This is a genomic window from Fictibacillus gelatini DSM 15865 (assembly GCF_000430745.1).
Taxonomy (GTDB): domain Bacteria; phylum Bacillota; class Bacilli; order Bacillales; family Fictibacillaceae; genus Fictibacillus_A; species Fictibacillus_A gelatini.
In genome coordinates, this window is sequence record NZ_KE387233.1 from 1 (window position 1) to 19,823 (window position 19,823).

At 41.1% G+C, this 19,823-nt stretch carries 23 protein-coding genes; 14 read left to right on the plus strand and 9 right to left on the minus strand.

What is annotated here, in order from left to right:
* From pdxS to H538_RS24715, 4 genes are all read left to right on the plus strand, one after another.
* Positions 1 to 652: beta/alpha barrel domain-containing protein (pdxS, locus tag H538_RS0121025; RefSeq protein WP_026679253.1), on the plus strand; the 652-nt coding region annotated here is incomplete at its 5' end.
* A 21-nt stretch (positions 653 to 673) separates the two neighbouring features.
* Positions 674 to 1,255 carry a pyridoxal 5'-phosphate synthase glutaminase subunit PdxT gene (pdxT, locus tag H538_RS0121030; RefSeq protein ID WP_026679254.1) on the plus strand — a complete coding sequence of 194 codons (582 nt, stop codon included), beginning with the start codon at positions 674 to 676 and terminating at the stop codon, positions 1,253 to 1,255.
* Positions 1,256 to 1,502: 247 nt separating this feature from the next.
* Positions 1,503 to 1,862 (plus strand): DUF1516 family protein, encoded by a 360-nt coding sequence (locus H538_RS0121035; protein WP_035351882.1) that lies wholly within the window; start codon positions 1,503 to 1,505, stop codon positions 1,860 to 1,862.
* A gap of 154 nt (positions 1,863 to 2,016) precedes the next feature.
* Positions 2,017 to 2,925, plus strand: a complete 909-nt coding sequence (locus H538_RS24715; protein ID WP_035351885.1) for a cation diffusion facilitator family transporter — start codon at positions 2,017 to 2,019, stop codon at positions 2,923 to 2,925.
* Between the two features lie 139 nt (positions 2,926 to 3,064).
* Here the strand turns inward: H538_RS24715 and H538_RS0121045 are convergent, their stop codons facing one another.
* The 4 genes from H538_RS0121045 to H538_RS0121060 all read right to left on the minus strand — a co-directional run bounded on the left by H538_RS0121045 (position 3,065) and on the right by H538_RS0121060 (position 6,949).
* Positions 3,065 to 5,476, minus strand: coding sequence for a heavy metal translocating P-type ATPase (locus tag H538_RS0121045; protein ID WP_026679256.1), 2,412 nt, complete (start codon positions 5,474 to 5,476; stop codon positions 3,065 to 3,067).
* A 158-nt stretch (positions 5,477 to 5,634) separates the two neighbouring features.
* A complete protein-coding gene (copZ, locus tag H538_RS0121050; RefSeq protein WP_026679257.1) occupies positions 5,635 to 5,844 on the minus strand; it encodes a copper chaperone CopZ in 210 nt (69 codons plus the stop codon).
* A 75-nt stretch (positions 5,845 to 5,919) separates the two neighbouring features.
* Entirely contained in the window at positions 5,920 to 6,255 is a 336-nt protein-coding gene (locus H538_RS0121055) for a metal-sensitive transcriptional regulator (RefSeq protein WP_035351888.1), read from the minus strand.
* Positions 6,256 to 6,430: 175 nt separating this feature from the next.
* Positions 6,431 to 6,949, minus strand: a complete 519-nt coding sequence (locus H538_RS0121060; protein WP_026679259.1) for a cysteine hydrolase family protein — start codon at positions 6,947 to 6,949, stop codon at positions 6,431 to 6,433.
* A 206-nt stretch (positions 6,950 to 7,155) separates the two neighbouring features.
* Between H538_RS0121060 and H538_RS0121065 the strand changes: the two genes are divergently transcribed.
* The 5 genes from H538_RS0121065 (at position 7,156) to H538_RS0121085 (ending at position 12,882) form a co-directional block, all read left to right on the plus strand.
* Entirely contained in the window at positions 7,156 to 7,749 is a 594-nt protein-coding gene (locus tag H538_RS0121065) for a YdhK family protein (RefSeq protein WP_026679260.1), read from the plus strand.
* Between the two features lie 131 nt (positions 7,750 to 7,880).
* Entirely contained in the window at positions 7,881 to 9,251 is a 1,371-nt protein-coding gene (locus tag H538_RS0121070; protein ID WP_026679261.1) for a sensor histidine kinase, read from the plus strand.
* Positions 9,244 to 9,912 (plus strand): response regulator transcription factor, encoded by a 669-nt coding sequence (locus H538_RS0121075; protein ID WP_026679262.1) that lies wholly within the window; start codon positions 9,244 to 9,246, stop codon positions 9,910 to 9,912. Before H538_RS0121070 ends, H538_RS0121075 begins: the two co-directional genes overlap by 8 nt.
* A 13-nt stretch (positions 9,913 to 9,925) precedes the next feature.
* Entirely contained in the window at positions 9,926 to 10,495 is a 570-nt protein-coding gene (locus H538_RS0121080) for a TVP38/TMEM64 family protein (protein ID WP_026679263.1), read from the plus strand.
* Positions 10,492 to 12,882 carry a heavy metal translocating P-type ATPase gene (locus H538_RS0121085; RefSeq protein WP_026679264.1) on the plus strand — a complete coding sequence of 797 codons (2,391 nt, stop codon included), beginning with the start codon at positions 10,492 to 10,494 and terminating at the stop codon, positions 12,880 to 12,882. Before H538_RS0121080 ends, H538_RS0121085 begins: the two co-directional genes overlap by 4 nt.
* Before the next feature lie 44 nt (positions 12,883 to 12,926).
* Here the strand turns inward: H538_RS0121085 and H538_RS0121090 are convergent, their stop codons facing one another.
* From H538_RS0121090 to H538_RS0121100, 3 genes are all read right to left on the minus strand, one after another.
* Positions 12,927 to 13,475 carry a hypothetical protein gene (locus H538_RS0121090; RefSeq protein WP_035351891.1) on the minus strand — a complete coding sequence of 183 codons (549 nt, stop codon included), beginning with the start codon at positions 13,473 to 13,475 and terminating at the stop codon, positions 12,927 to 12,929.
* Positions 13,476 to 13,889: 414 nt separating this feature from the next.
* Entirely contained in the window at positions 13,890 to 14,342 is a 453-nt protein-coding gene (locus H538_RS0121095; protein ID WP_026679266.1) for a hypothetical protein, read from the minus strand.
* Between the two features lie 85 nt (positions 14,343 to 14,427).
* Positions 14,428 to 15,099 (minus strand): phosphatase PAP2 family protein, encoded by a 672-nt coding sequence (locus tag H538_RS0121100; RefSeq protein WP_035351894.1) that lies wholly within the window; start codon positions 15,097 to 15,099, stop codon positions 14,428 to 14,430.
* 410 nt (positions 15,100 to 15,509) lie between these two features.
* Here H538_RS0121100 and H538_RS0121105 point away from each other — a divergent pair, with 410 nt between their 5' ends.
* From H538_RS0121105 to H538_RS0121120, 4 genes are all read left to right on the plus strand, one after another.
* Entirely contained in the window at positions 15,510 to 16,187 is a 678-nt protein-coding gene (locus H538_RS0121105; protein WP_026679268.1) for a C40 family peptidase, read from the plus strand.
* A gap of 166 nt (positions 16,188 to 16,353) precedes the next feature.
* Positions 16,354 to 16,593: a hypothetical protein gene (locus H538_RS0121110; protein ID WP_154658056.1), complete on the plus strand. Its 240-nt coding sequence runs from the start codon at positions 16,354 to 16,356 to the stop codon at positions 16,591 to 16,593.
* Positions 16,594 to 16,852: 259 nt separating this feature from the next.
* Positions 16,853 to 17,071 carry a hypothetical protein gene (locus H538_RS0121115; RefSeq protein WP_026679270.1) on the plus strand — a complete coding sequence of 73 codons (219 nt, stop codon included), beginning with the start codon at positions 16,853 to 16,855 and terminating at the stop codon, positions 17,069 to 17,071.
* A gap of 170 nt (positions 17,072 to 17,241) precedes the next feature.
* Positions 17,242 to 17,889 carry an FMN-dependent NADH-azoreductase gene (locus H538_RS0121120; protein ID WP_026679271.1) on the plus strand — a complete coding sequence of 216 codons (648 nt, stop codon included), beginning with the start codon at positions 17,242 to 17,244 and terminating at the stop codon, positions 17,887 to 17,889.
* A gap of 70 nt (positions 17,890 to 17,959) precedes the next feature.
* On the opposite strand, the gene H538_RS0121125 is transcribed toward H538_RS0121120, so the two are convergent.
* Positions 17,960 to 18,187 carry a DUF3892 domain-containing protein gene (locus H538_RS0121125; RefSeq protein ID WP_407636417.1) on the minus strand — a complete coding sequence of 76 codons (228 nt, stop codon included), beginning with the start codon at positions 18,185 to 18,187 and terminating at the stop codon, positions 17,960 to 17,962.
* 113 nt (positions 18,188 to 18,300) lie between these two features.
* On the opposite strand from H538_RS0121125, the gene H538_RS0121130 reads away from it, so the two are divergent.
* Entirely contained in the window at positions 18,301 to 18,723 is a 423-nt protein-coding gene (locus tag H538_RS0121130) for a CBS domain-containing protein (RefSeq protein WP_026679273.1), read from the plus strand.
* Positions 18,724 to 18,814: 91 nt separating this feature from the next.
* Here H538_RS0121130 and H538_RS25850 read toward each other — a convergent pair whose 3' ends face one another.
* Positions 18,815 to 19,729, minus strand: coding sequence for a peptidoglycan-binding protein (locus tag H538_RS25850; protein ID WP_035351900.1), 915 nt, complete (start codon positions 19,727 to 19,729; stop codon positions 18,815 to 18,817).
* Between the last annotated feature and the right edge of the window lie 94 nt (positions 19,730 to 19,823).

A 19,823-nucleotide genomic window follows, 5' to 3' on the forward strand; every position in this document is an offset into this window, starting at 1 on the left:
CATGGCGAAGGCGCGTATCGGCCATATCGTCGAAGCGCGCGTGCTTGAAGCGATGGGTGTAGACTACATTGACGAAAGTGAAGTGTTAACGCCGGCAGACGAAGTATTCCACTTGAACAAGCGCGATTATACGGTTCCATTCGTATGTGGAGCCCGCGACTTAGGCGAAGCAGCGCGCCGCATCGGAGAAGGCGCTTCCATGATCCGTACGAAAGGGGAGCCAGGAACAGGCAACATCGTTGAAGCGGTACGCCATATGCGCATGATCCAGGCGCAAATTCGTAAAGTCGTGTCGATGAGCAAGGACGAGCTAATGACCGAAGCGAAAAACCTTGGCGCGCCATACGAAATCCTTCTTCAAATTAAAGAAGCAGGCAAGCTTCCAGTTGTAAACTTTGCGGCAGGCGGCGTGGCAACTCCAGCGGACGCAGCACTTATGATGGAACTTGGCGCGGACGGCGTATTCGTAGGATCCGGCATTTTCAAATCGGAAAATCCTGAGAAGTTCGCCCGTGCGATCGTTGAAGCAACTACCCATTATCAAGATTACAAATTGATTGCCGAGCTTTCTAAAGGATTAGGAACGCCGATGAAAGGCATCGAGATTTCAAGATTAGAGCCTGCTGAACGCATGCAAGAGCGCGGCTGGTAAGAGGAAAAGGAAGTAATAACAATGAAAATCGGAGTACTAGGACTTCAAGGTGCTATTCGTGAACATGTACAAGCCCTTGAAGCTTGTGGAGTAGAAGCGGTAGTTGTAAAGCGCGTGGAGGAGCTAAATGATATCGATGGTTTAGTTCTGCCTGGCGGAGAAAGTACGGCAATGCGCCGTTTAATTGATAAGTACGGCTTTCTTCAACCTTTAAAGGACTTTGCAGTTGCAAAACCGGTTTTTGGAACATGCGCGGGTCTCATTTTAATGGCGAAACGAATCATTGGCCAGGATGAAGGACATTTAGAGCTTATCGACATGACGGTTGAACGAAACGCTTTTGGCCGCCAGGTAGACAGCTTTGAAGCAAGCTTATCAATTGATGGCATCGGTGAAGATTTTGTTTCCGTATTTATTCGCGCACCATATATCGTTGAAGTAGGAGAGGGCGTCGATGTGTTGGCCAGACATGATGGCAAAATCGTAGCTGCCAGACAGGAACACTTCTTATGCGCTTCATTCCATCCGGAACTTACAGATGATTTCCGCATGCATCAATACTTTGTAGATATGGTAAAAGAAAAGAAACAAGCGGTTGCTTAAAAAAACATCCCTTTCGATGAACGAAAGGGATGTTTTTCGTTTTAGGAAATGATAGTGTCTATAATGTGAATAAACGGAATCTGCTATTCTGCGGCAAATCTAATATTTCATTTCTCACCGCAGAACAAAATTCCTATGCAACTTTGTTCCGTTCACAAAGATGTAAGAAGTAGATGCCTTTGAAAATTTTCCGTCATTCAAAAGTTTTGTTATACTATTTATAAATAGTGGAAACAAGGAGGAAAAAATGTTTAACGGATTATATCATGCACATGCGGATACATGGATCATTATGATTGTTTTGTTTGTCATCGCTTTCTTTTTATTAAAAGCAGGAAAGCTAAAGGCCGGAAAAATAATACATATGATTTTACGCCTTTTTTACGTCATTATGGTGGTTTCCGGTATCGGCTTGTTAATAAGTATTCATTTTCAACCGATTTATATTATTAAAGGTCTGTTAGCATTATGGCTTATCGGTACGATGGAAATGTTATTGGCAAGAACGAAAGGAAACACTAATAAACCTACCGCAGTGCTATGGATCTTTATTGTTATTGTCTTAATTGTCATTGTCTCGATTGGAAAAGGATTTATCCATTTTTAACTGTAAAAAGCCGGTTTTCTTTTAAAGAGGGCCGGCTTCTTTGTTTTTTAAAGTGTTTTTCCCCGTTTACCCGGGAATAATTAATTTGTATTTACTAATCGAATCCAATATATTAATATATGATTATATACACATATATTAAGGGGCGAATATAATGGGACATGGACACGATCATCACCATATTCATCATAAGAATAAAAAGTCTCTCTTACTGGCATTTTTACTTACCCTCAGCTTTATGGTTGCGGAGATTATCGGAGGCATTATAACAAACAGCCTTGCGCTCATTTCAGATAGCGGTCATATGTTAAGCGACGCCATCTCTCTTGGATTCAGTCTCCTCGCGTTTAAATTAGGAGAGAAGAGATCGACCGAACATAAAACATACGGTTACAAACGATTTGAAATACTTGCGGCGTTATTCAACGGGATCGCTTTAATTGTCGTTTCCCTTTATATTTTTTGGGAAGCGATAGGAAGGTTTCAGCATCCTCCTGTCGTAGCCAGCAATGGAATGCTCACCATCGCTCTCATCGGTTTTGTCATTAATGTGCTGGCAGCCTGGATTTTAATGAAAGGCGATACGAGTGAAAATTTAAATTTACGCAGTGCTTTTCTTCATGTCATAGGGGATTTGCTCGGCTCGGTTGGAGCTATCGTTGCGGCGTTGTTAATCATGTTTTTCGGATGGGAGATCGCCGATCCGATTGCAAGTAGCATCGTCGGAATTCTCGTTTTTGCATCTGCAATAAGGGTGACAAAGGATGCTTTGCATGTTTTGATGGAAGGCAAACCGTCTCATATTCGGCTTGAGGAGATTGAGCGCCATCTATTAACAATTCCGAAGGTTGAAAATGTCCATGACCTCCACGTCTGGTCGCTCTCATCCGACTTTCCGATGCTAACTTGCCATTTAAAAATTGAAGTAGATAGCGATGAACAGATCATTCTGCGCCAGGCAGCCGGGTTGATTGAAAAAGAGTTTCATATTGCCCATTCAACCATTCAAATTGAGAAGGAGCCAACCGACTGCCATTGTGTAGAGAGGTGTGAATGGCATTGATTGATAGACAATGCCATTCACAAGTTATGCTCTGTACAAATTTTATTTCACCGATTTGTAATGATAGTGGCGAAACATGATAAGCTACATTTTATAGCGCCCATTTCGTCATTTTGCCCATCACATAACCCCTCCCGTGTTATAGTTTTACTCTTTGCAAGCGAAGTGCGTTTAAGACAACGGATACAGAACTGAACGCCATCGCGGCACCTGCAAGCCATGGGGCTAACAATCCTATGCTTGCGATTGGCACACCGATAGCATTATAGGCAAATGCCCAAAACAAGTTTTGTTTAATATTTCGAATCGTTTTTTTGCTCATGAAAATGGCATCGGCGATACTGTTTAAATCACCGCGAATGAGCGTAATGTCGGCCGCTTCCATCGCGACGTCCGTTCCCGTGCCGATCGCCATTCCGATGTCTGCAATTGCTAAAGCTGGCGCGTCGTTAATACCGTCTCCGACCATGGCGACTTTCTTCCCGGTCGCTTGAAGCTTTTTCACTTCATCCGCTTTTCCTTCCGGCAACACTTCCGCGATCACCTCATCGATTCCGACTTGTTTAGCGATCGCTTTTGCCGTTTGTTCATTGTCACCTGTAATCATAATGATTTGAAGACCCATTTCTTTTAATCTCGCAACAGCTTCTTTCGATGTTTCTTTAATCGTATCCGCCACGGCGACAATTCCAGCATACCGACCGTCAACGCTAATCAGCATCGCTGTTTTGCCGTCCCGTTCCAATTGTTCCATTTGCTTTAAGGCGCTTCCGACTTCCACATTAAACTTCTTCATGAGACGGCGGGTTCCGGCCAGGACGGTTTTTCCGTTGACTTTTGCTAGAATACCAAACCCGGGGATCGCTTCAAATTCTTCAGATTTTCCGGGCGTAATTCCTTTATCGGCAATTCCTTTGACGATCGCGTCAGCTAATGGGTGTTCTGAATTTTTCTCTGCAGCCCCAACTAGTTCAAGGAATTCTTTTTCGTCCATACCATTCGTTACGACATCTGTTAATACAGGTGTTCCATTTGTAACCGTTCCCGTTTTATCAAGGATGATTGTATTCAACCGATGAGTTGTTTCTAAATGTTCGCCGCCTTTAAAGAGAATGCCGTATTCTGCTGATCGGCCTGAACCTGCCATAATTGAAGTAGGAGTGGCTAATCCGAGCGCGCAAGGACAGGCGATGACTAATACTGCAATTAATTTTTCTAAGGCAACCGCAAATTCACCGGGACTGACAATGAAGTACCAGATGAAGAAGGTCATCATGGCGATGCCGACAACGATTGGAACGAAAATGCCGGAAATTTTATCAGCAAGCCGTTGAATGGGCGCTTTAGATCCTTGCGCTTCTTCTACAACTTTAATAATTTGCGCTAAAGCCGTATCTTTGCCAACTTTTGTTGCTTTCATCTTAAGAAAGCCATTTTTGTTGATTGTTGCGCCGATAACCGCATCACCGATTGTTTTATCGACCGGGATACTTTCACCGGTTAACATTGATTCATCCAGGGAAGAACGCCCTTCAATAATTTCACCATCAACCGGAACTTTTTCCCCCGGTTTCACATACACAATGTCGCCTTGTTCTACTTCTTCAATCGGAATGACGATTTCCTCACCATTACGGACGACAGTTGCGGTTTTCGCTTGCAGGCCCATCAATTTCTTAATCGCTTCGGAAGAGCGACCTTTTGCTTTTGCCTCAAACAGTTTCCCTAAAATAATGAGCGTAATGAGAACCGCGCTTGTTTCGAAATAAAGGGAAACCATATGCCCGGTTGATCCGATCGATTGAATGGACAAATAAAGGCTATAAAAATAAGCGGCTGAAGTTCCTAGAGCGACGAGGACATCCATATTCGCGCTTTTATTTCGTAGTGCTTTATAGGCGCCTACATAAAATTGACCGCCGACAAAAAATTGAACCGGAGTGGCTAACGCCAGCTGAACCCACGGATTCATCAACATATCTGGCAGCCAAATAAATGAAGTGAATGAAAAATGGCTGACCATTGCCCAGAGTAACGGGAATGAAAGAATGAGCGAAAAGATAAACTTTCCTTTTTGCCGCTCGATTTCTTTTTGTCGATGGCCCTGTGCTGTTTCTTTTTGTTCTGTTTTTTCCGTCAACTTATAACCGATTTTTAAGATGGCGTTTTTCATGTCAGAGACAGTAATTTCCGAAGAATTATAGTCTACAGAAGCCGTTTCTAGTGCAAAATTGACCGTCGCATTCAGTACACCTGGAAGTTTGTTTAATTTCTTTTCGATCCTGTTGGCACAAGCCGCGCACGTCATTCCAGAAATTTCGAATTCAACTTTTTCTTTAACCACCTTATATCCTAACGATTCAATTTTAGACTGAAATTTAGAAACATCCGTTACATTCGGGTCATACGTAATTTTTGATTTTTCCAATGTGAAATTCACATTGGCGTCTTTTACGCCCTCGATTTTTTTTAAGCCTTTTTCTATTTTAATCGCGCAAGCCGCACAGGACATTCCGGCAATTTGCATCGTTGTTTCTTTATCAGCACTCATAAGGTATTCTCCTTTCCTTAATATACATATACCCCTTAAGGGTATAAAATATTCTATAAAGATATCGTGCTAAATGTGCTTAGCACGATATCCTTGCGAGAAAAAAATAGATGTAATGATTTTTGAGTCATTAAACCATTTGAGGTTTTGCATTCTAATCAGGAAGCGACGTCGTAGCCTTGTTCTTCGATTGTTTCTTTGATTTGTTCCAGGGAAACTACTTCGGAGTTAAATGTAACATCCACTTTTCCCTCATTCAATCGAACCTTTACTTCGCTTACCCCATTTAATTTTCCAACTTCACTTTCAATCGAATTGACACAATGGTTACAAGACATTCCTTGTACGGATAACGTTACATTTTGCATATCCAATCCCTCCAAAAAGTTTTATTTTTATTATGGCTTAATGTTACTATACCCCCCTATCGTATGTCAATTCATTTATTTCATTAATTTTGATAAAGTTTTCATAAATTCATTAATGATTTGCGGGTCGTCATTTTTTAAGCGGTCTATAACGCATGTATTCATATGGCTTTCGAGCAGTAATCGAGAAACAGAATGGAGAGCGGATTGGACGGCGGACATTTGATTTAAAATATCATCGCAATAAACATCCCGTTCGATCATATTTTTGATGCCGCGAACTTGCCCTTCAATCCGGTTCATTCTTTTGATGAGATTCACTTTTAAATCGTTCGGAACTTTCCCGTGTCTTGTTTCACAACCTTCCATTTCTTCTTTATTATTTTTATCAGGAATTATTTCGTTACTCATTGAACATCCCTCACTTTAAGGCTGATATACCCATACAGGGTACTATGTATTTATTTTACACACTTTTATCGTCCAAGTCACATTCTAATTTTTGTATATACAATATACCATAAAGGGGTAAGACCTTGCCTTGTTTACCCCCCTGGACCGAATTCTTCAATTCCAATCTTCTTTTTTAGAAAAATTGGATCTCTTTAGTTTCCATAAGCGTAGCAAAGGCATTCCCTAACACTTGATTGTGATGAGCAATGATCTGTTTGGCGCTTAACGTACCGGAATCCCATGTCCGGTGGGCATCTTTGACAAGTGTGACATGAAACCCGAGACTAAATGCCCGGCGACATGTAGTATCTATGCAATACTCGGTCTGATTTCCGGCGATAACAAGATGTTTGATTCGTTCTGCTTGAAGTTTTTCATAAAGCTCAGTTCCATGAAAAGAATCCGGCGTACGTTTTTGGATGACAACGTCCCCTTTAATTGGGGCAATCGCAGGATGAATTTCCCACGCAGGAGTACCAGTTTTGAATTCCTCATCATTATGCTGAACGAAAAAGACAGGGATGTTGGCGGCGCGTGCTCTCTGAATTACATCCTCAAGATTTTTAAGAAGCTGTGTTCCATCATATATCGGGTTAGCTTCATCAAACATGGCATTTTGAACGTCTACAATGAGCAATGCAGTCTTTTGCATGTTTAACCTCTCCCCATAAATAAAGTATTTAAAATATTCGACATGATCAATTGCCATCCCTCTTGCTTTGATTAAATAAGCAAACTATACACTTTTTAATTTAGTAAATACAAAGTCGAAAATTTTAAGCATAATTTTCGATTTGAAGTTTCTGCATAATTTTTGCACATTTTTTTGGTATCCTGCGAAGCAAAGGAGGAGTTCACATGTTAAAAAAACAAACCATATTATCTTTAATTGCCGTTTTTTTCTTAGTACTTAGCGCCTGCTCCAACACAAGTGATGAAAAAGCCAAAAACAGCGGGAATACGGAAAACGAGAAAAGGATGGATCATAGCAAAATGGAAGGTATGGATCATAATAAGATGGAGCATTCTAGCTCAGGGAAAATCCCGCAAGGTTTAAAAGCAGCAAAGAATCCGGCCTTTAAAGTAGGAAGCAAGGCAATTGTGAAAGCAGACCATATGGAAGGTATGGATGGAGCTGAAGCAACTATTGCGGGTGCTTATGATACGATAGCTTATTCTGTTACTTACACACCAACTACTGGCGGAAAACCGGTAAAAAATCATAAGTGGGTCATCCAAGAAGAAATCAAAGATGCAGGTACTAAAGTCTTAAAACCCGGGACAAAAGTTACTTTAGAAGCTGATCATATGAAAGGTATGAAAGGCGCCACTGGAACAATTGAAACTGCAGAAAAAACGACAGTATATATGATTGATTACACGTCAACTACTGGCGGAGAACCAGTAAAAAATCATAAATGGGTCACCGAAAGCGAACTAACATCTAAATAAATTAGAGCAAACACCTGGAAGCAAGGCTTCCAGGTGTTTTAAACTGGCTGATAAAAGAACAGAGGCTATTAAATTCAGCATGACTTTTTTCTCTGAAATCGTTACGCTTATGAAGGAGGAGGTGCAGATTGATGAAAAACATTTCATTTAAGCTTGGCGCGCTTTTTTTGGCCGTTGTTTTATTTATTCACGTGGTGCTTTTTATTTTCTTATATACAGGATTATTGCATAATCGAATCGAGGATGAAAAGAAGGCGTTATTGGCAAGAGGGAACAGCCATCGAGATGTGCTCGAACATCATTTTGATGACATGACATTGAAGCATGTCGCCCTTATGGAATCAGAAGCGGAAACGAAAGTGGCAGTCACCGACGCCAATAATCGATTGCTCGTTTATTCAAAACCGTTTACGGAACATATGAAGCAAATGATCAAGAAAAAGCCGGCGGTCAGTGGAAAAGGTGCAGTCATTCAAGGAAGTTGGCGGGATCATCCTTATCTTGTAACGGCATCTCCTATTTATGACAATGAAAAACGAAAAGGCTATGTTTATATGTTTGCACCTACTGCCTCTATCCGAAGTTTAGTTGATAAATTAACTTCGCAATTTTTACTTGCTGCTTTTCTGACATTCGTATTGTCCATTATTTTAGTATTCTTTTTATCGAAATTCATTACAATGCCGATCATTAACTTGAAACAAATAACGAAGGAAATCAGCAGGGGGAAACATCACCCTGTGCCCGCCATAAAGCGTGCGGATGAACTTGGTGAGCTTGCGGCTTCAATCCAAAGCCTGTCCAATGATTTAGAGCGGTTAAAAAAAGAGCGGAATGATTTTTTAGCGAGTATTGCCCATGAACTTCGAACCCCCTTAACATATTTAAAAGGGTACGCTGACATCGCAACAAGGCCGATCGATGAAAAGGAACGGCTACACTATCTTCATATTATAAAAGAAGAGGCGGAGAAATTGGCGCTGCTTGTGAAGGAACTGTTCGAACTTGCGAAAATGGATAAAAATCAGTTTGCCATTACGAAAGAAAAGGTCCGGATGGACGAACTGTTAACGGAAATTTATGAGAAGATCGAGCCGGTTTTTAATGAAGAAGAAAAATCGTTAGGCCTTATCATTGAACCCGTGTGGGCATGCGTTGACGAGAAACGTTTTTCCCAGGTCATTTATAATTTTTTGGATAACGCATTGAAGCATACGAACAAAGGCGGGCGTGTCGAAATACGATTAACAAAAGAAAAAGGCACGATTAAGCTCGCCATATCGGATAACGGGGAAGGGATTCCGAAAGAGGATGTTCCGTATATTTTTGAACGGTTATACCGGGTCGATAAATCCCGTTCGAGATTGCGGGGAGGCTCTGGTCTCGGCCTTTCGATTGCAAAAGAAATCATCGAAAGGCACGGTGGGACGATTCGTGTTCAAAGTCAATCAGGGAAAGGGACAACTTTTATCATTACGATTAGAGGTGAGGCCATTGAGTAAACTTTTGCTTGTCGATGACGAAAAGCGGATGCTCGAATTACTGAAGCTATACCTTGCTCCTCATGGGTACGATTGTGAAAAGGCGAGTTCTGGAATTGAAGCCATTCAGAAAATCGAGACATCGGTCTTTGACGCGGTTTTACTCGATGTTATGATGCCGGACAAGGACGGATGGAAAACGTGCCGGGACATTCGCCGCATTTCTGACGTTCCGATCATCATGTTAACCGCACGGGATGAAAAAAATGATATGGTGAAAGGATTGGAGCTTGGCGCAGATGATTATGTCACGAAGCCATTTGATGAAGAAATCCTTATTGCCAGATTAAAAGCAGTACTCAGGCGAAGCGGCGCATCCGAAAAGATTGAAGCAAATGGCCTCATTTACAATGGCGCTACATATGAAATGAAGTATGAGAACCAGGACATTTTTTTAACGAAAAAAGAATTTGAACTAATGGGCATTCTCTTGAAAAACCCTGGGAAAGTGTATAACCGGCATCATTTGATTGACGCGGTCTGGGGATGGGATTCCGAGACTGAAGGGCGGACGGTCGACTCTCATATCCGCAATATACGGACGAAGTGCAAGAAGGCGGGCTTTCCAATTGACGACCATTTGCAAACCGTCTGGGGAGTTGGCTACAAATGGATAAATTAGGGGGAAGCTCTTGATGGCCGATCAACTCCTTTCTATATTTAATGAATATCGGACGTTTGCGGTAGCGATTAGTTTAGTCATAAGTGTCGTCATCGCCGTATTAGGAGTCGTGCCGAGCTTCTTTTTGACAGCGGCCAACATCTTATTTTTCGGATTTTGGACAGGCTTTTTTCTTTCTTTTTTAGGTGAATCATTAGGTGCTATCATCTCTTTTGTCATTTATCGTGCAGGATTTCAAACGATCGCTCAAGAAAAATTATATAAACATCCCCGCCTGAGAAAGCTTGCCGAAATGGACGGAAGAGAAGCTTTTATGGCGGTTATCAACTTAAGGCTGCTGCCGTTTATTCCGTCAGGTGTTGTGACGTTTGGATCCGCTATAGGAAAGATGTCTGTCGTAACATTTGCAATCGCAAGCAGCATTGGAAAACTGCCAGCTTTATTCATAGAAGTTTTTTCGGTTTATCATGTTGAAAAGTGGACGATGGCGGGAAAAATCATTATCGGCCTAATCGCCTTGTATGGTTTATTATGGCTGTGGAAAATCAAACATAATAAAGGTGCAGGAGGTGAAAAGGGATGAGCCAAAAACGTGTGAATGTCGGGATTACAGGAATGACGTGCTCGGCATGCGCCGTCCGAATTGAAAAAGTGTTAAATAAAATGGAAGGCGTTGAGGCGAACGTCAATCTTGCCATGGAAAAAGCATCCGTTGCGTATGATCCTGAGAAAACATCCTTTGAAATGATCGAACAAAAAATTGAAAAGCTCGGCTACGGAATTGCAAAAGAAAAAGTGGAACTCGATATTGAAGGAATGACATGTGCAGCATGTTCTGCGCGAATTGAAAAAGGGCTAAAACGGATGTCCGGGGTATCAAATGCCGCCATCAATTTAGCAGGCGAGACTGGAATCATCGAATATGATCCAGCAGCCGTAACGGTTGATGAGCTGTTGGCGAAAATCGAAAAGCTTGGCTATAAAGGGATATTGAAGCAAGACCGTGAGACTAAAGTTAGCCGAAAAGAGGAAGAACTGAAAGAGAAACAGACGAGGCTTCTTTTATCTATCGTTCTTTCATTGCCGCTTCTTTATACAATGGTCGCTCACATTCCTTGGGATATCGGGCTTCCGATGCCGGCCATTTTTTTAAACCCATGGTTTCAGTTCATTTTCGCGACGCCTGTTCAATTTTACATCGGCGGCCCGTTTTACATTGGCGCTTACCGGGCATTAAAGAATAAAAGCGCGAATATGGATGTGCTCGTCGCTTTAGGCACCTCTGCCGCCTACTACTATAGCTTGCTAGAATCGATTCGAACATTCATTCATCCGCACGATCACCCGAACCTTTATTTTGAAACGAGCAGCGTCTTAATTACGCTCATTTTATTAGGAAAATATTTCGAAGCGGTCGCAAAGGGCCGGACAACAGAAGCGATTTCGAAATTGCTGGACTTGCAGGCGAAGGAAGCTGTTGTCGTAAGAAACGGAGAAGAAATGAAAATCCCGCTTGATCAAGTTGTTGTCGGGGATCAATTGATCGTTAAACCTGGCGACAAAATACCGGTCGATGGCACTGTTTTATCCGGAGCCTCATCCGTTGATGAATCAATGATTACGGGGGAATCTTTGCCTGTTGAAAAACGGGGAGGGGATAGTGTCATCGGTTCGACGATCAACAAAAATGGTACGCTAATAATCGAAGCAAAGAAAGTCGGGAAAGAAACGGCTCTTGCTGGAATTATTAAAATTGTAGAAGAAGCGCAAGGGTCAAAAGCGCCGATTCAGCGTATGGCTGATCTAATCTCAGGCATTTTTGTCCCAATCGTAGTTGGTATTGCTTTCATTGCATTTATTCTCTGGTATTGCGTTATAAACCCGGGGGACCTTGCCAGAGCATTGGAAGTGGCTATCGCTGTTTTGGTGATTGCCTGCCCTTGTGCGCTTGGGCTTGCGACACCGACATCAATTATGGTCGGAACGGGTAAGGGAGCGGAGATAGGCATTCTTTTTAAAGGCGGGGAATATTTAGAGGGCGCACATAAAATTAACACCGTTTTATTAGACAAAACAGGAACAGTGACAAATGGGAAACCAGAAGTTACAGACATTGTTGAACATCAATATGTCATGCCATATGTCGTCGCGGCGGAAAAATTATCGGAGCACCCTTTGGCAGAAGCCATTGTCGAATACGGCAATCGGGAAAATATAAAACAATATGAAGTCAACCATTTCAATGCTATTCCCGGACTCGGGATTGAAGCTGAAATTCGCGGGAAAATGATTGGAGTCGGAACGAGGAAATTCATGCGTGAAAAAAACATATCATTCAAGCAGCATGAGGATGAAATTTTTCGGCTAGAAAGTGAAGGGAAAACGGTGGTGTTGGCAGCCGTTGACGGAAAGATAGCAGGAATGATTGCAGTTGCCGATACGGTAAAAGAGTCATCGAAAGAGGCGGTCGAAAAGCTTACGAAGATGGGCATTGATGTTTATATGGTTACAGGAGACAATGAACGGACGGCAAGGGCGATAGCGGATGAGGTTGGTATTAGCGGTGTATTTGCTGAAGTACTCCCGGAAGAAAAGGCCGACAAGGTAAGAGCGCTACAGGCGCAGGGCAAGAGAGTGGCGATGGTTGGCGATGGAATTAATGATGCCCCCGCGCTTGCGGTAGCCGATATCGGAATGGCGATCGGCACTGGAGCGGATGTCGCGATTGAAACGGCTGATGTAACGCTTGTAGGCGGCGATTTAAATCATATTCCGAAAGCAATTGAATTAAGCCGGAAAACCATTAAAAACATTCGTCAAAACTTGTTCTGGGCATTGTTTTATAATACCCTCGGCATTCCGGTTGCGGCGCTTGGCCTCCTTGAACCATGGGTGGCAGGCGCGGCGATGGCATTGAGCTCCGTATCGGTTGTGAGCAACGCATTGCGTTTAAAACGGATCAATCTTTAAATAAAAAGGCCCCCATATCAACAACGGCTTTGATATGGGGGTCCCTATTTACAGATTTCGCTCGTATGGTCCGCATGCGGTGCAGGGGCCTTTTCCGGCGGGTTCGGGAATGTAAAAAATAAAGCAAATAGAAGGACGCAGGAACTAACAATAAAAAGGACATGAAACCTGTCAAACAAATGATCCAAGTATTGGCGCACAATCATTAGGCAGGAAACAATGGTTAAGGCGATAAAAATCCAGAGCAAAAGGTTTGCTTTATCAAGCGGTATCATGACACCGAGCATGGCCCCCATCATAGCCGCCATCACTCCAGAAAAAAAGCCTTCCAACACGGTCAAATAGGAAAAGCGGATGCCATATAACAATCCGGCAAAGCCGCCGAATAAAATAGCAAATAACGTGGCAAGATAAAGCGTTTCAGGATAAAGGATACCGAAAAAGAGACCGAGGCTTAAACCAAAACACATACTAATTTGCATGGTTGTCATCATGTGATCCATCATCGAACGTTCTTCTTTCTTATAAAAAACAGCCAGATGGATCGCCGCATAACAAATCAACAATACAAGGGAAATGTACAAAATATACATTATGGCCACCTACTTCCTTTCTATATTAAACATTATGAAAAGAGGGTTGATTTCATTACATTAACAGCTATAATGAGAAATTAGCCAAAAAACTAAGAAATTGAAAGAAATATCTAAAGAATCAGTAAATTTTGTTAAAAATCAGTTCATTCAGGTTAATAGAGCTGTTTCATATTCTGAAGGAATACGCTATGATGTACATAACAAGCGAAGGGAGTAGATTCCAATGACTTTCGTTAGCGAAGCATACTAGAATCACATCCACTATAAAATCAGCCTGTGAAAACTGATTTTGCGATGTGTGGGTATGCGGGAACACACTCCGGAAAAAAATAAACTGATATTTTGCAAGGCATCGTATTAGTAAGAAGGGAAAGAAGTTTTTCGTGCAAAGGAAGTTTCAAGAATAAGACGTTATTTATGCTTTTCATGCGTAAATAACGTCTTATTTTTGGTTTGAAAGAGCAAAAAAAATACCAACTGCGTCAGGGTTTGCAGTTGGTCATGAATTTTACCAATAATAAGGATAAGGATAGAAAGGATAGCCGTAATAAGGAAATAAAGATAAGGCGGCAATCGGAACCAGGGCCTCCCCCAGCCCCAGCCGCCCCAACCCCACGGCCTGCCCCAAATTCTTTCATCATTGCTGCCTTCTTCTCTTGAAGGATATTGTCCACTATGGCCTGCATAGTCCTGGGGAATAAACATATAAACATTTTGATGGTCGACTTGATAAATAATACCGTGTGTTTTTGTTCCATCTTGCATGGTTAACGTGACATGACAATACATATGCTGTTTACAAAGAGAATGCATGTGCTCTACATTTCGTTCTTGCTCTTGAATTTGTCCATTTCTCTCCTCCATCGGATATCAACCCCTTTCTTCATTCATATTTATTTTTAGAAGAAGCAATTTATGACTTGGAGCATCCAATAAAAAAGCTACCGAATCATTTGACCGATTCGGTAGCTTTTTTGTTTTTAGTAAATATTCGCTTGACCAGGCTAAATGCATACCCCGGCTCGAAATAATAAATGATGGTAAATAGCGTATTGCCAAGTAAAATACCGGCAATCCCGTCAAGGACGACATGCTGCTTTACAAACAGGGTTGATAAAATGATTAACCAGGAAATAGACGTGATAAGTGTGACATTCCAGCGATTTTTCAATTGGCTGTGGCGAATGGCAAGGATCATTAAATAACTGCTAAACACATGGATGCTTGGAAAACAGTTAAACGGCTGGTCAGAGCCATAGATAAGTTTAACCATCGATGACAATAAATCTGTTCCGGTAACTTCCGGCCTTGGGACAGTCGTTTGGAAAAAGTAATAAATGATATAGCAAATTCCCATTCCGATCGTCAAGCTGAGCAGCGTTTTATAATAAACTGGACGGTCAGCAAAACATAGCCAGGTAAACATGATAAATAAGTAAACATACCAAAAAACATAAGGGATGATGAAAACTTTTAGAAAAGGAATGTGTAGATCAATGGTTGTTACCAGAATTCTTGCACCGTCATCCCCATTATTTAAATGTTCATATATAAGATGTAATAAAGGGATAGACAGCATGAGAGATAAAGGTAATACATTTTTTTTGAGTTTTTGAAACATATTGTTCTCCTTTTCTATAATAACATTCTTCTATTCTACCATAAATAGTAAAAAACTGCTTATTCTTTTTAGCTTCCAGTTTCATTATACCCTTACAATTCCCTCACATTGAACAAGAAAAACTAACAACTTTATTACAGTGTTCGCAACTGAAATAAACATGCACATTTTTTGTCTAGATCTTATTGCTTAATTTCGACCAGATTTTCTTTATTTTTATGTGAAATTAAGGGGAAACGATAGGTTTTTCGTCACAAATTATCGGAATAATCCCATTTTGTAATGTAAGTGTAATATTTCTAAAACGTTCATGTCACATTTTGTTGATAAAATCTAATCATAGAAAACAGCAATGAATAATTTGACAAACTTACATAGAAAAGAATGAATGGTATAGGGGGATACATGCTTTGAAGAAGTTGGTAATGGGAACGGTACTTGCAGGAATACTCGCGTTTAATCCGATTGTTGGTCATGCCGCATTAGGGGATCATACATTAAAGCAAGGTATGAATCATAAAGAAGTAAAAGATCTTCAAGAAGTGTTAAAGAAAAAAGGTTATTTTACATATAAAGGAAAAACGACTACATATTACGGAAAATATACGACAGCGGCAGTGAAAAAGCTTCAAAAAGCGAAAAAACTTAAAGTGGACGGAATTGCAGGACCACAAGTATTTAAAGCACTTGGAGTTAAAGCGACAAAATCTTCATCAAGCTCTCGAAGCTATAGCCCGGATAAACTCGTAAGCACTGCGAAAAAGTATATCGGGGTGCCATATCGTTGGGGCGGGACAAGCCCAAGCGGATTTGACTGCAGCGGTTATGTAGGCTATGTATTTGACAAAGCAACGTCGATTAATCTCCCGCGCAGTTCATCAGCGATGTATTTAAAAGGAACGAAAGTAAGCAAGCCAAGTAAGGGAGATCTTGTATTCTTCAATACGTCTGGAAAAGGCGTTTCACATGTTGGGATCTATATTGGAGATAACAAATTTATTAGCGCGACTTCATCAAAAGGTGTGAAAATCGATTCACTCCACAACACGTATTGGGGTCCGCGTTATGTGAGCGCTAAGAAAATGTAACATCTACGAACAGGCAACAGCGGCCTGTTCTTTTTTGTTTAGTGAACCTTTACCCGTTTTGGAGCCATATGAAACGAGGCTTGCAATATTATTGGTTGATTTTTTTAATACGTGCTTTATAATGAAAGTATATTACTTGAAATACCTGATGCAGAATTAACCTCTTTTGAAAGGAGTGTTAGGCATGTATTTAGGTGAAAAGGTTAAAATCGACCGATTTGACGGCGAGTATTTTGAAGTCGATACCAATTGGTTACTTGACGTGGTCTGGGAGAAATACAACATGTCATTAGATGAATTCATGATGTCCTATGACCGTAAAGACAGTGACTATATTTTAGCACTTGCAACTAATGCTTCAATCGAATTAGAAATGAAATATGATGAAGACTACCTGTACTACTAGGTAGTCTTTTTTTCTTATGGGCAGTCGCACCATCCACGCACCAGTATATATTTATGATAGACGTATCTGTAAGGAAGAGAAATATTCATGAACAAGAGTTGAAGAAAATTCATACAGGGTGAAATACCCTATTCATTCGGCTGTGAAATTTTAAGTTTCATATAACATACACTATTTTGTTTGATAACCTAAAATTCCATATGTCAATCAGTCGTCTTCTCTCATACAATGTGAGGAAGTGTTGTGGGAGGGGATTGAAATGGCAAAAAAAGCTGGCAAAAAAAAGGTTGTCAAAAAAGGGATGGACCCAGGACGTAATAAATATGAGCACACGATGAAGATGGTGACAAGCGATACGTGCATTGCGTGTAGAACAAAATGTGCAAGGGGAATTGCGTATATTGAAAAAATGTCGGAGCCAGGAACGATAGGCTACGGGGTTCCGTGCCATTTAACGAAAGGAAAAGGGATGAAATAAAAGAAAAAGTGCCTGATACAGGTACTTTTTCTTTTGTATAGAATAAAACATTTTGTTAATTACTTGACAAAAGTAAGTAGATGAAATACAATCCATATAGGATTTAACTTACTAAAAGGTAGTTAATTCAAAATGGTAATAATCCTAATTTTCAAAAGGGAGAGAAAACAATGACTAAAATTCTTTATATTAACTCCAATCCAAAAGCCGTTGACCAATCGTTCGGCCTTCAGCTTGGCCAACATTTTCTAGAAGAATGGCTAAAAAATGAACCGGATGCTGAGGTTGAAACCGTTAATTTATACAAGGAAGACATTCCGTTAATTGATGAAGTTGTACTTAGCGCATGGGGGAAATTTGCTGTCCAAGCAGAATTAACAGCAGAAGAAGCGGCAAAAGTCGGTCGGATGAACGAAATTTTAGAGCAGTTTTTAGCCGCTGATGTTTATGTGTTTGCGACTCCAATGTGGAACTTAAGCTATCCGCCATTATTAAAAGCATACATTGATAATATTACGATTGCGGGCAAAACATTTAAATATACGGAAAATGGCCCTCAAGGCTTGTTGAAAGATAAAACTGTCGTACACGTTCAAGCGCGTGGAGGCATTTATTCTGAAGGCCCGGCTGCTCAAATGGAATTTACAAATAACTATCTCCAATCGATCATGCAATTTATCGGTATTACGGACTACCATCATCTCTTCGTAGAAGGAATGGCGGCAACACCTGATCGTGCGGAAGAAATTTTAGCAGCGGCAAAAGAAAAAGCCTCTGAACTTGCGGCTCAATTAACAACATCCGCCCAACTCGCATAAAAAAACTTTTGCTCACGAAAAAGAACCTGCCGGGTTAATTGATGGCAGGTTCTTTTTCTTTTTGTTATGATTAAAAGGTAGGCAAATTATCTAAATTGTTTGAAGGATCACCATCCGCATTACTGCGTATATATTCCTCGCCGTCTCTTCCTTTAAATGTGTTTACATTAGCAATATTACCGTTTTTTACTTCTTGAAGTGCGGATTGATAATCAAGAACGCGCCCGGAATCGGTCTTAAATGCAGTAATGTCACCGTCTCCATTTTTTTGTACAGCAACGAACTGTTCTCTTTCCATTAACATCACTCCTTGTATAGGAGGATGTGCAAGATGGCGTATTCTTATACCATATAAAAATAGAATCACCTGTTTTGAAAGCGATTTCATACGATAATGAGGAGGAATCAAAAATGAATGTTGCATTTTTTTTATTGCCGAAAGAAGAAGTAGCTTATGTAAAAACGAGTTCGACGATCCGTCAGGCGCTTGAGAAAATGGAGTACCATCGTTATACAGCTGTCCCGGTTCTTGATGAAAAGGGGAGATATATACGAACATTAACAGAAGGAGATTTGCTCTGGACGTTGAAAAATAAAGAAGGGTTGACGTTTCAAACCAGTCATCGATTTTCCATTTCGATCATTGAGCCGGATAGAACTATTAAGCCTGTTCATATTCATGCGGAAATGGAAGACTTGATTAGTCTCGCGAGGACGCAAAATTTCGTGCCGGTCGTCGATGACCAGGAGGTTTTTATCGGCATTGTAAGAAGGAGCGATATTATCGAATATTGTGCAAATCGGTTGTTTCAAAAAAAGGAGGTTAATGCGTGAGTCTACTATAGCTGAGGTTTAGCTGTAGACGGAATCCAGCCTGCAAAACAAAAGAGATGGGAAACTTCCCATCTCTTTTTGTGAGCAATGATTAATTTAAAATGGTGATATTAACCTGTTTTCTTCCCCAGTTGTTCGCTTGATCTTCTGATGGCATAAAGACATCGATGCGATTGCCTTTAATCGCGCCACCTGTATCGGCTGCGACTGCGGTACCGTAGCCTTCAACGTATACTTTTGTACCTAATGGAATAACATTCGGATCAACCGCAATGACTTTTGCATTTGGGTTGGATTTTAAGTTCATGCCAGTTGCGGTTACCCCGGAACAGCCTGAACAATTTGCCGTATAGGCAGTCGCTTCAACAGAAAGAGTCTTGCCTTCAGGCGCTTTAGCTGCTGTTCCTTTTTTCGTAGTTTGAGAGTCCTTCTTAGGGGCAGGACGTTCACTGTTTTTCTTTTCAGCAGGTGCCTCATGGTTTTCTTTAGAAGCCGCAGTACCTGCTTCGTGGTACAATGCGTTAAATGTTTCAGGGCCTGCAATTCCGTCAACACGAATGCCGCTGTCTTTTTGGAACATTTTTACGGCATTTAATGTAATTGGCCCGAAGATGCCGTCAACCGTATAATCGTAATATCCCCGGTCTTTTAATTCACTTTGCAGGCCGGAAACATCATGGCCACGATCGCCTTCTTTTAAAAGATTGGAAACAGACGAAGGGTTTTTCAACGCTTTAACCGTATCTTCATCAACAACTCCGTCTACTTTCAATCCGTTTTTCCGTTGAAAGTCGCTGACAGCTTCTTTCGTGATATCTCCATAATATCCTGTTGTTTCTTTATATTGAAAATATCCTTTATCCATCAATTTCTGTTGAAGCTCTTTTACATCATTATGCTGCATTCCCTTTTTTAGCGTTTGGTCCCCTAAGGCAGCGTGGCTGACAAGCGGAGATGAAAACATCATTCCGGCCATCGCCCCAACCGCGAGTACTTTCTTGAGCATATGTAATACCTCCTCCAGATTTTGCAGATAGCGGCAAATAGAGCAAGTTCTATTTTGGAAAAGCGCTTCTGCTGTCAAATTTGTATAACGGGTT

Coding starts and splice junctions, on each gene's coding strand:
- H538_RS0121115 (WP_026679270.1), top strand. CDS start 16,853: ATGGCAAAAAAAGCTGGCAAAAAAAAGGTTGTCAAAAAAGGGATGGAC.
- pdxT (WP_026679254.1), top strand. CDS start 674: ATGAAAATCGGAGTACTAGGACTTCAAGGTGCTATTCGTGAACATGTA.
- H538_RS0121060 (WP_026679259.1), bottom strand. CDS start 6,949: ATGCAAAAGACTGCATTGCTCATTGTAGACGTTCAAAATGCCATGTTT.
- H538_RS0121100 (WP_035351894.1), bottom strand. CDS start 15,099: ATGTTTCAAAAACTCAAAAAAAATGTATTACCTTTATCTCTCATGCTG.
- H538_RS0121130 (WP_026679273.1), top strand. CDS start 18,301: ATGAATGTTGCATTTTTTTTATTGCCGAAAGAAGAAGTAGCTTATGTA.
- H538_RS25850 (WP_035351900.1), bottom strand. CDS start 19,729: ATGCTCAAGAAAGTACTCGCGGTTGGGGCGATGGCCGGAATGATGTTT.
- H538_RS0121080 (WP_026679263.1), top strand. CDS start 9,926: ATGGCCGATCAACTCCTTTCTATATTTAATGAATATCGGACGTTTGCG.
- H538_RS0121070 (WP_026679261.1), top strand. CDS start 7,881: ATGAAAAACATTTCATTTAAGCTTGGCGCGCTTTTTTTGGCCGTTGTT.
- H538_RS0121095 (WP_026679266.1), bottom strand. CDS start 14,342: ATGGAGGAGAGAAATGGACAAATTCAAGAGCAAGAACGAAATGTAGAG.
- H538_RS24715 (WP_035351885.1), top strand. CDS start 2,017: ATGGGACATGGACACGATCATCACCATATTCATCATAAGAATAAAAAG.
- H538_RS0121120 (WP_026679271.1), top strand. CDS start 17,242: ATGACTAAAATTCTTTATATTAACTCCAATCCAAAAGCCGTTGACCAA.
- H538_RS0121090 (WP_035351891.1), bottom strand. CDS start 13,475: ATGTATATTTTGTACATTTCCCTTGTATTGTTGATTTGTTATGCGGCG.
- H538_RS0121055 (WP_035351888.1), bottom strand. CDS start 6,255: ATGAGTAACGAAATAATTCCTGATAAAAATAATAAAGAAGAAATGGAA.
- H538_RS0121045 (WP_026679256.1), bottom strand. CDS start 5,476: ATGAGTGCTGATAAAGAAACAACGATGCAAATTGCCGGAATGTCCTGT.
- H538_RS0121065 (WP_026679260.1), top strand. CDS start 7,156: ATGTTAAAAAAACAAACCATATTATCTTTAATTGCCGTTTTTTTCTTA.
- H538_RS0121035 (WP_035351882.1), top strand. CDS start 1,503: ATGTTTAACGGATTATATCATGCACATGCGGATACATGGATCATTATG.
- H538_RS0121085 (WP_026679264.1), top strand. CDS start 10,492: ATGAGCCAAAAACGTGTGAATGTCGGGATTACAGGAATGACGTGCTCG.
- copZ (WP_026679257.1), bottom strand. CDS start 5,844: ATGCAAAATGTAACGTTATCCGTACAAGGAATGTCTTGTAACCATTGT.
- H538_RS0121125 (WP_407636417.1), bottom strand. CDS start 18,187: ATGGAAAGAGAACAGTTCGTTGCTGTACAAAAAAATGGAGACGGTGAC.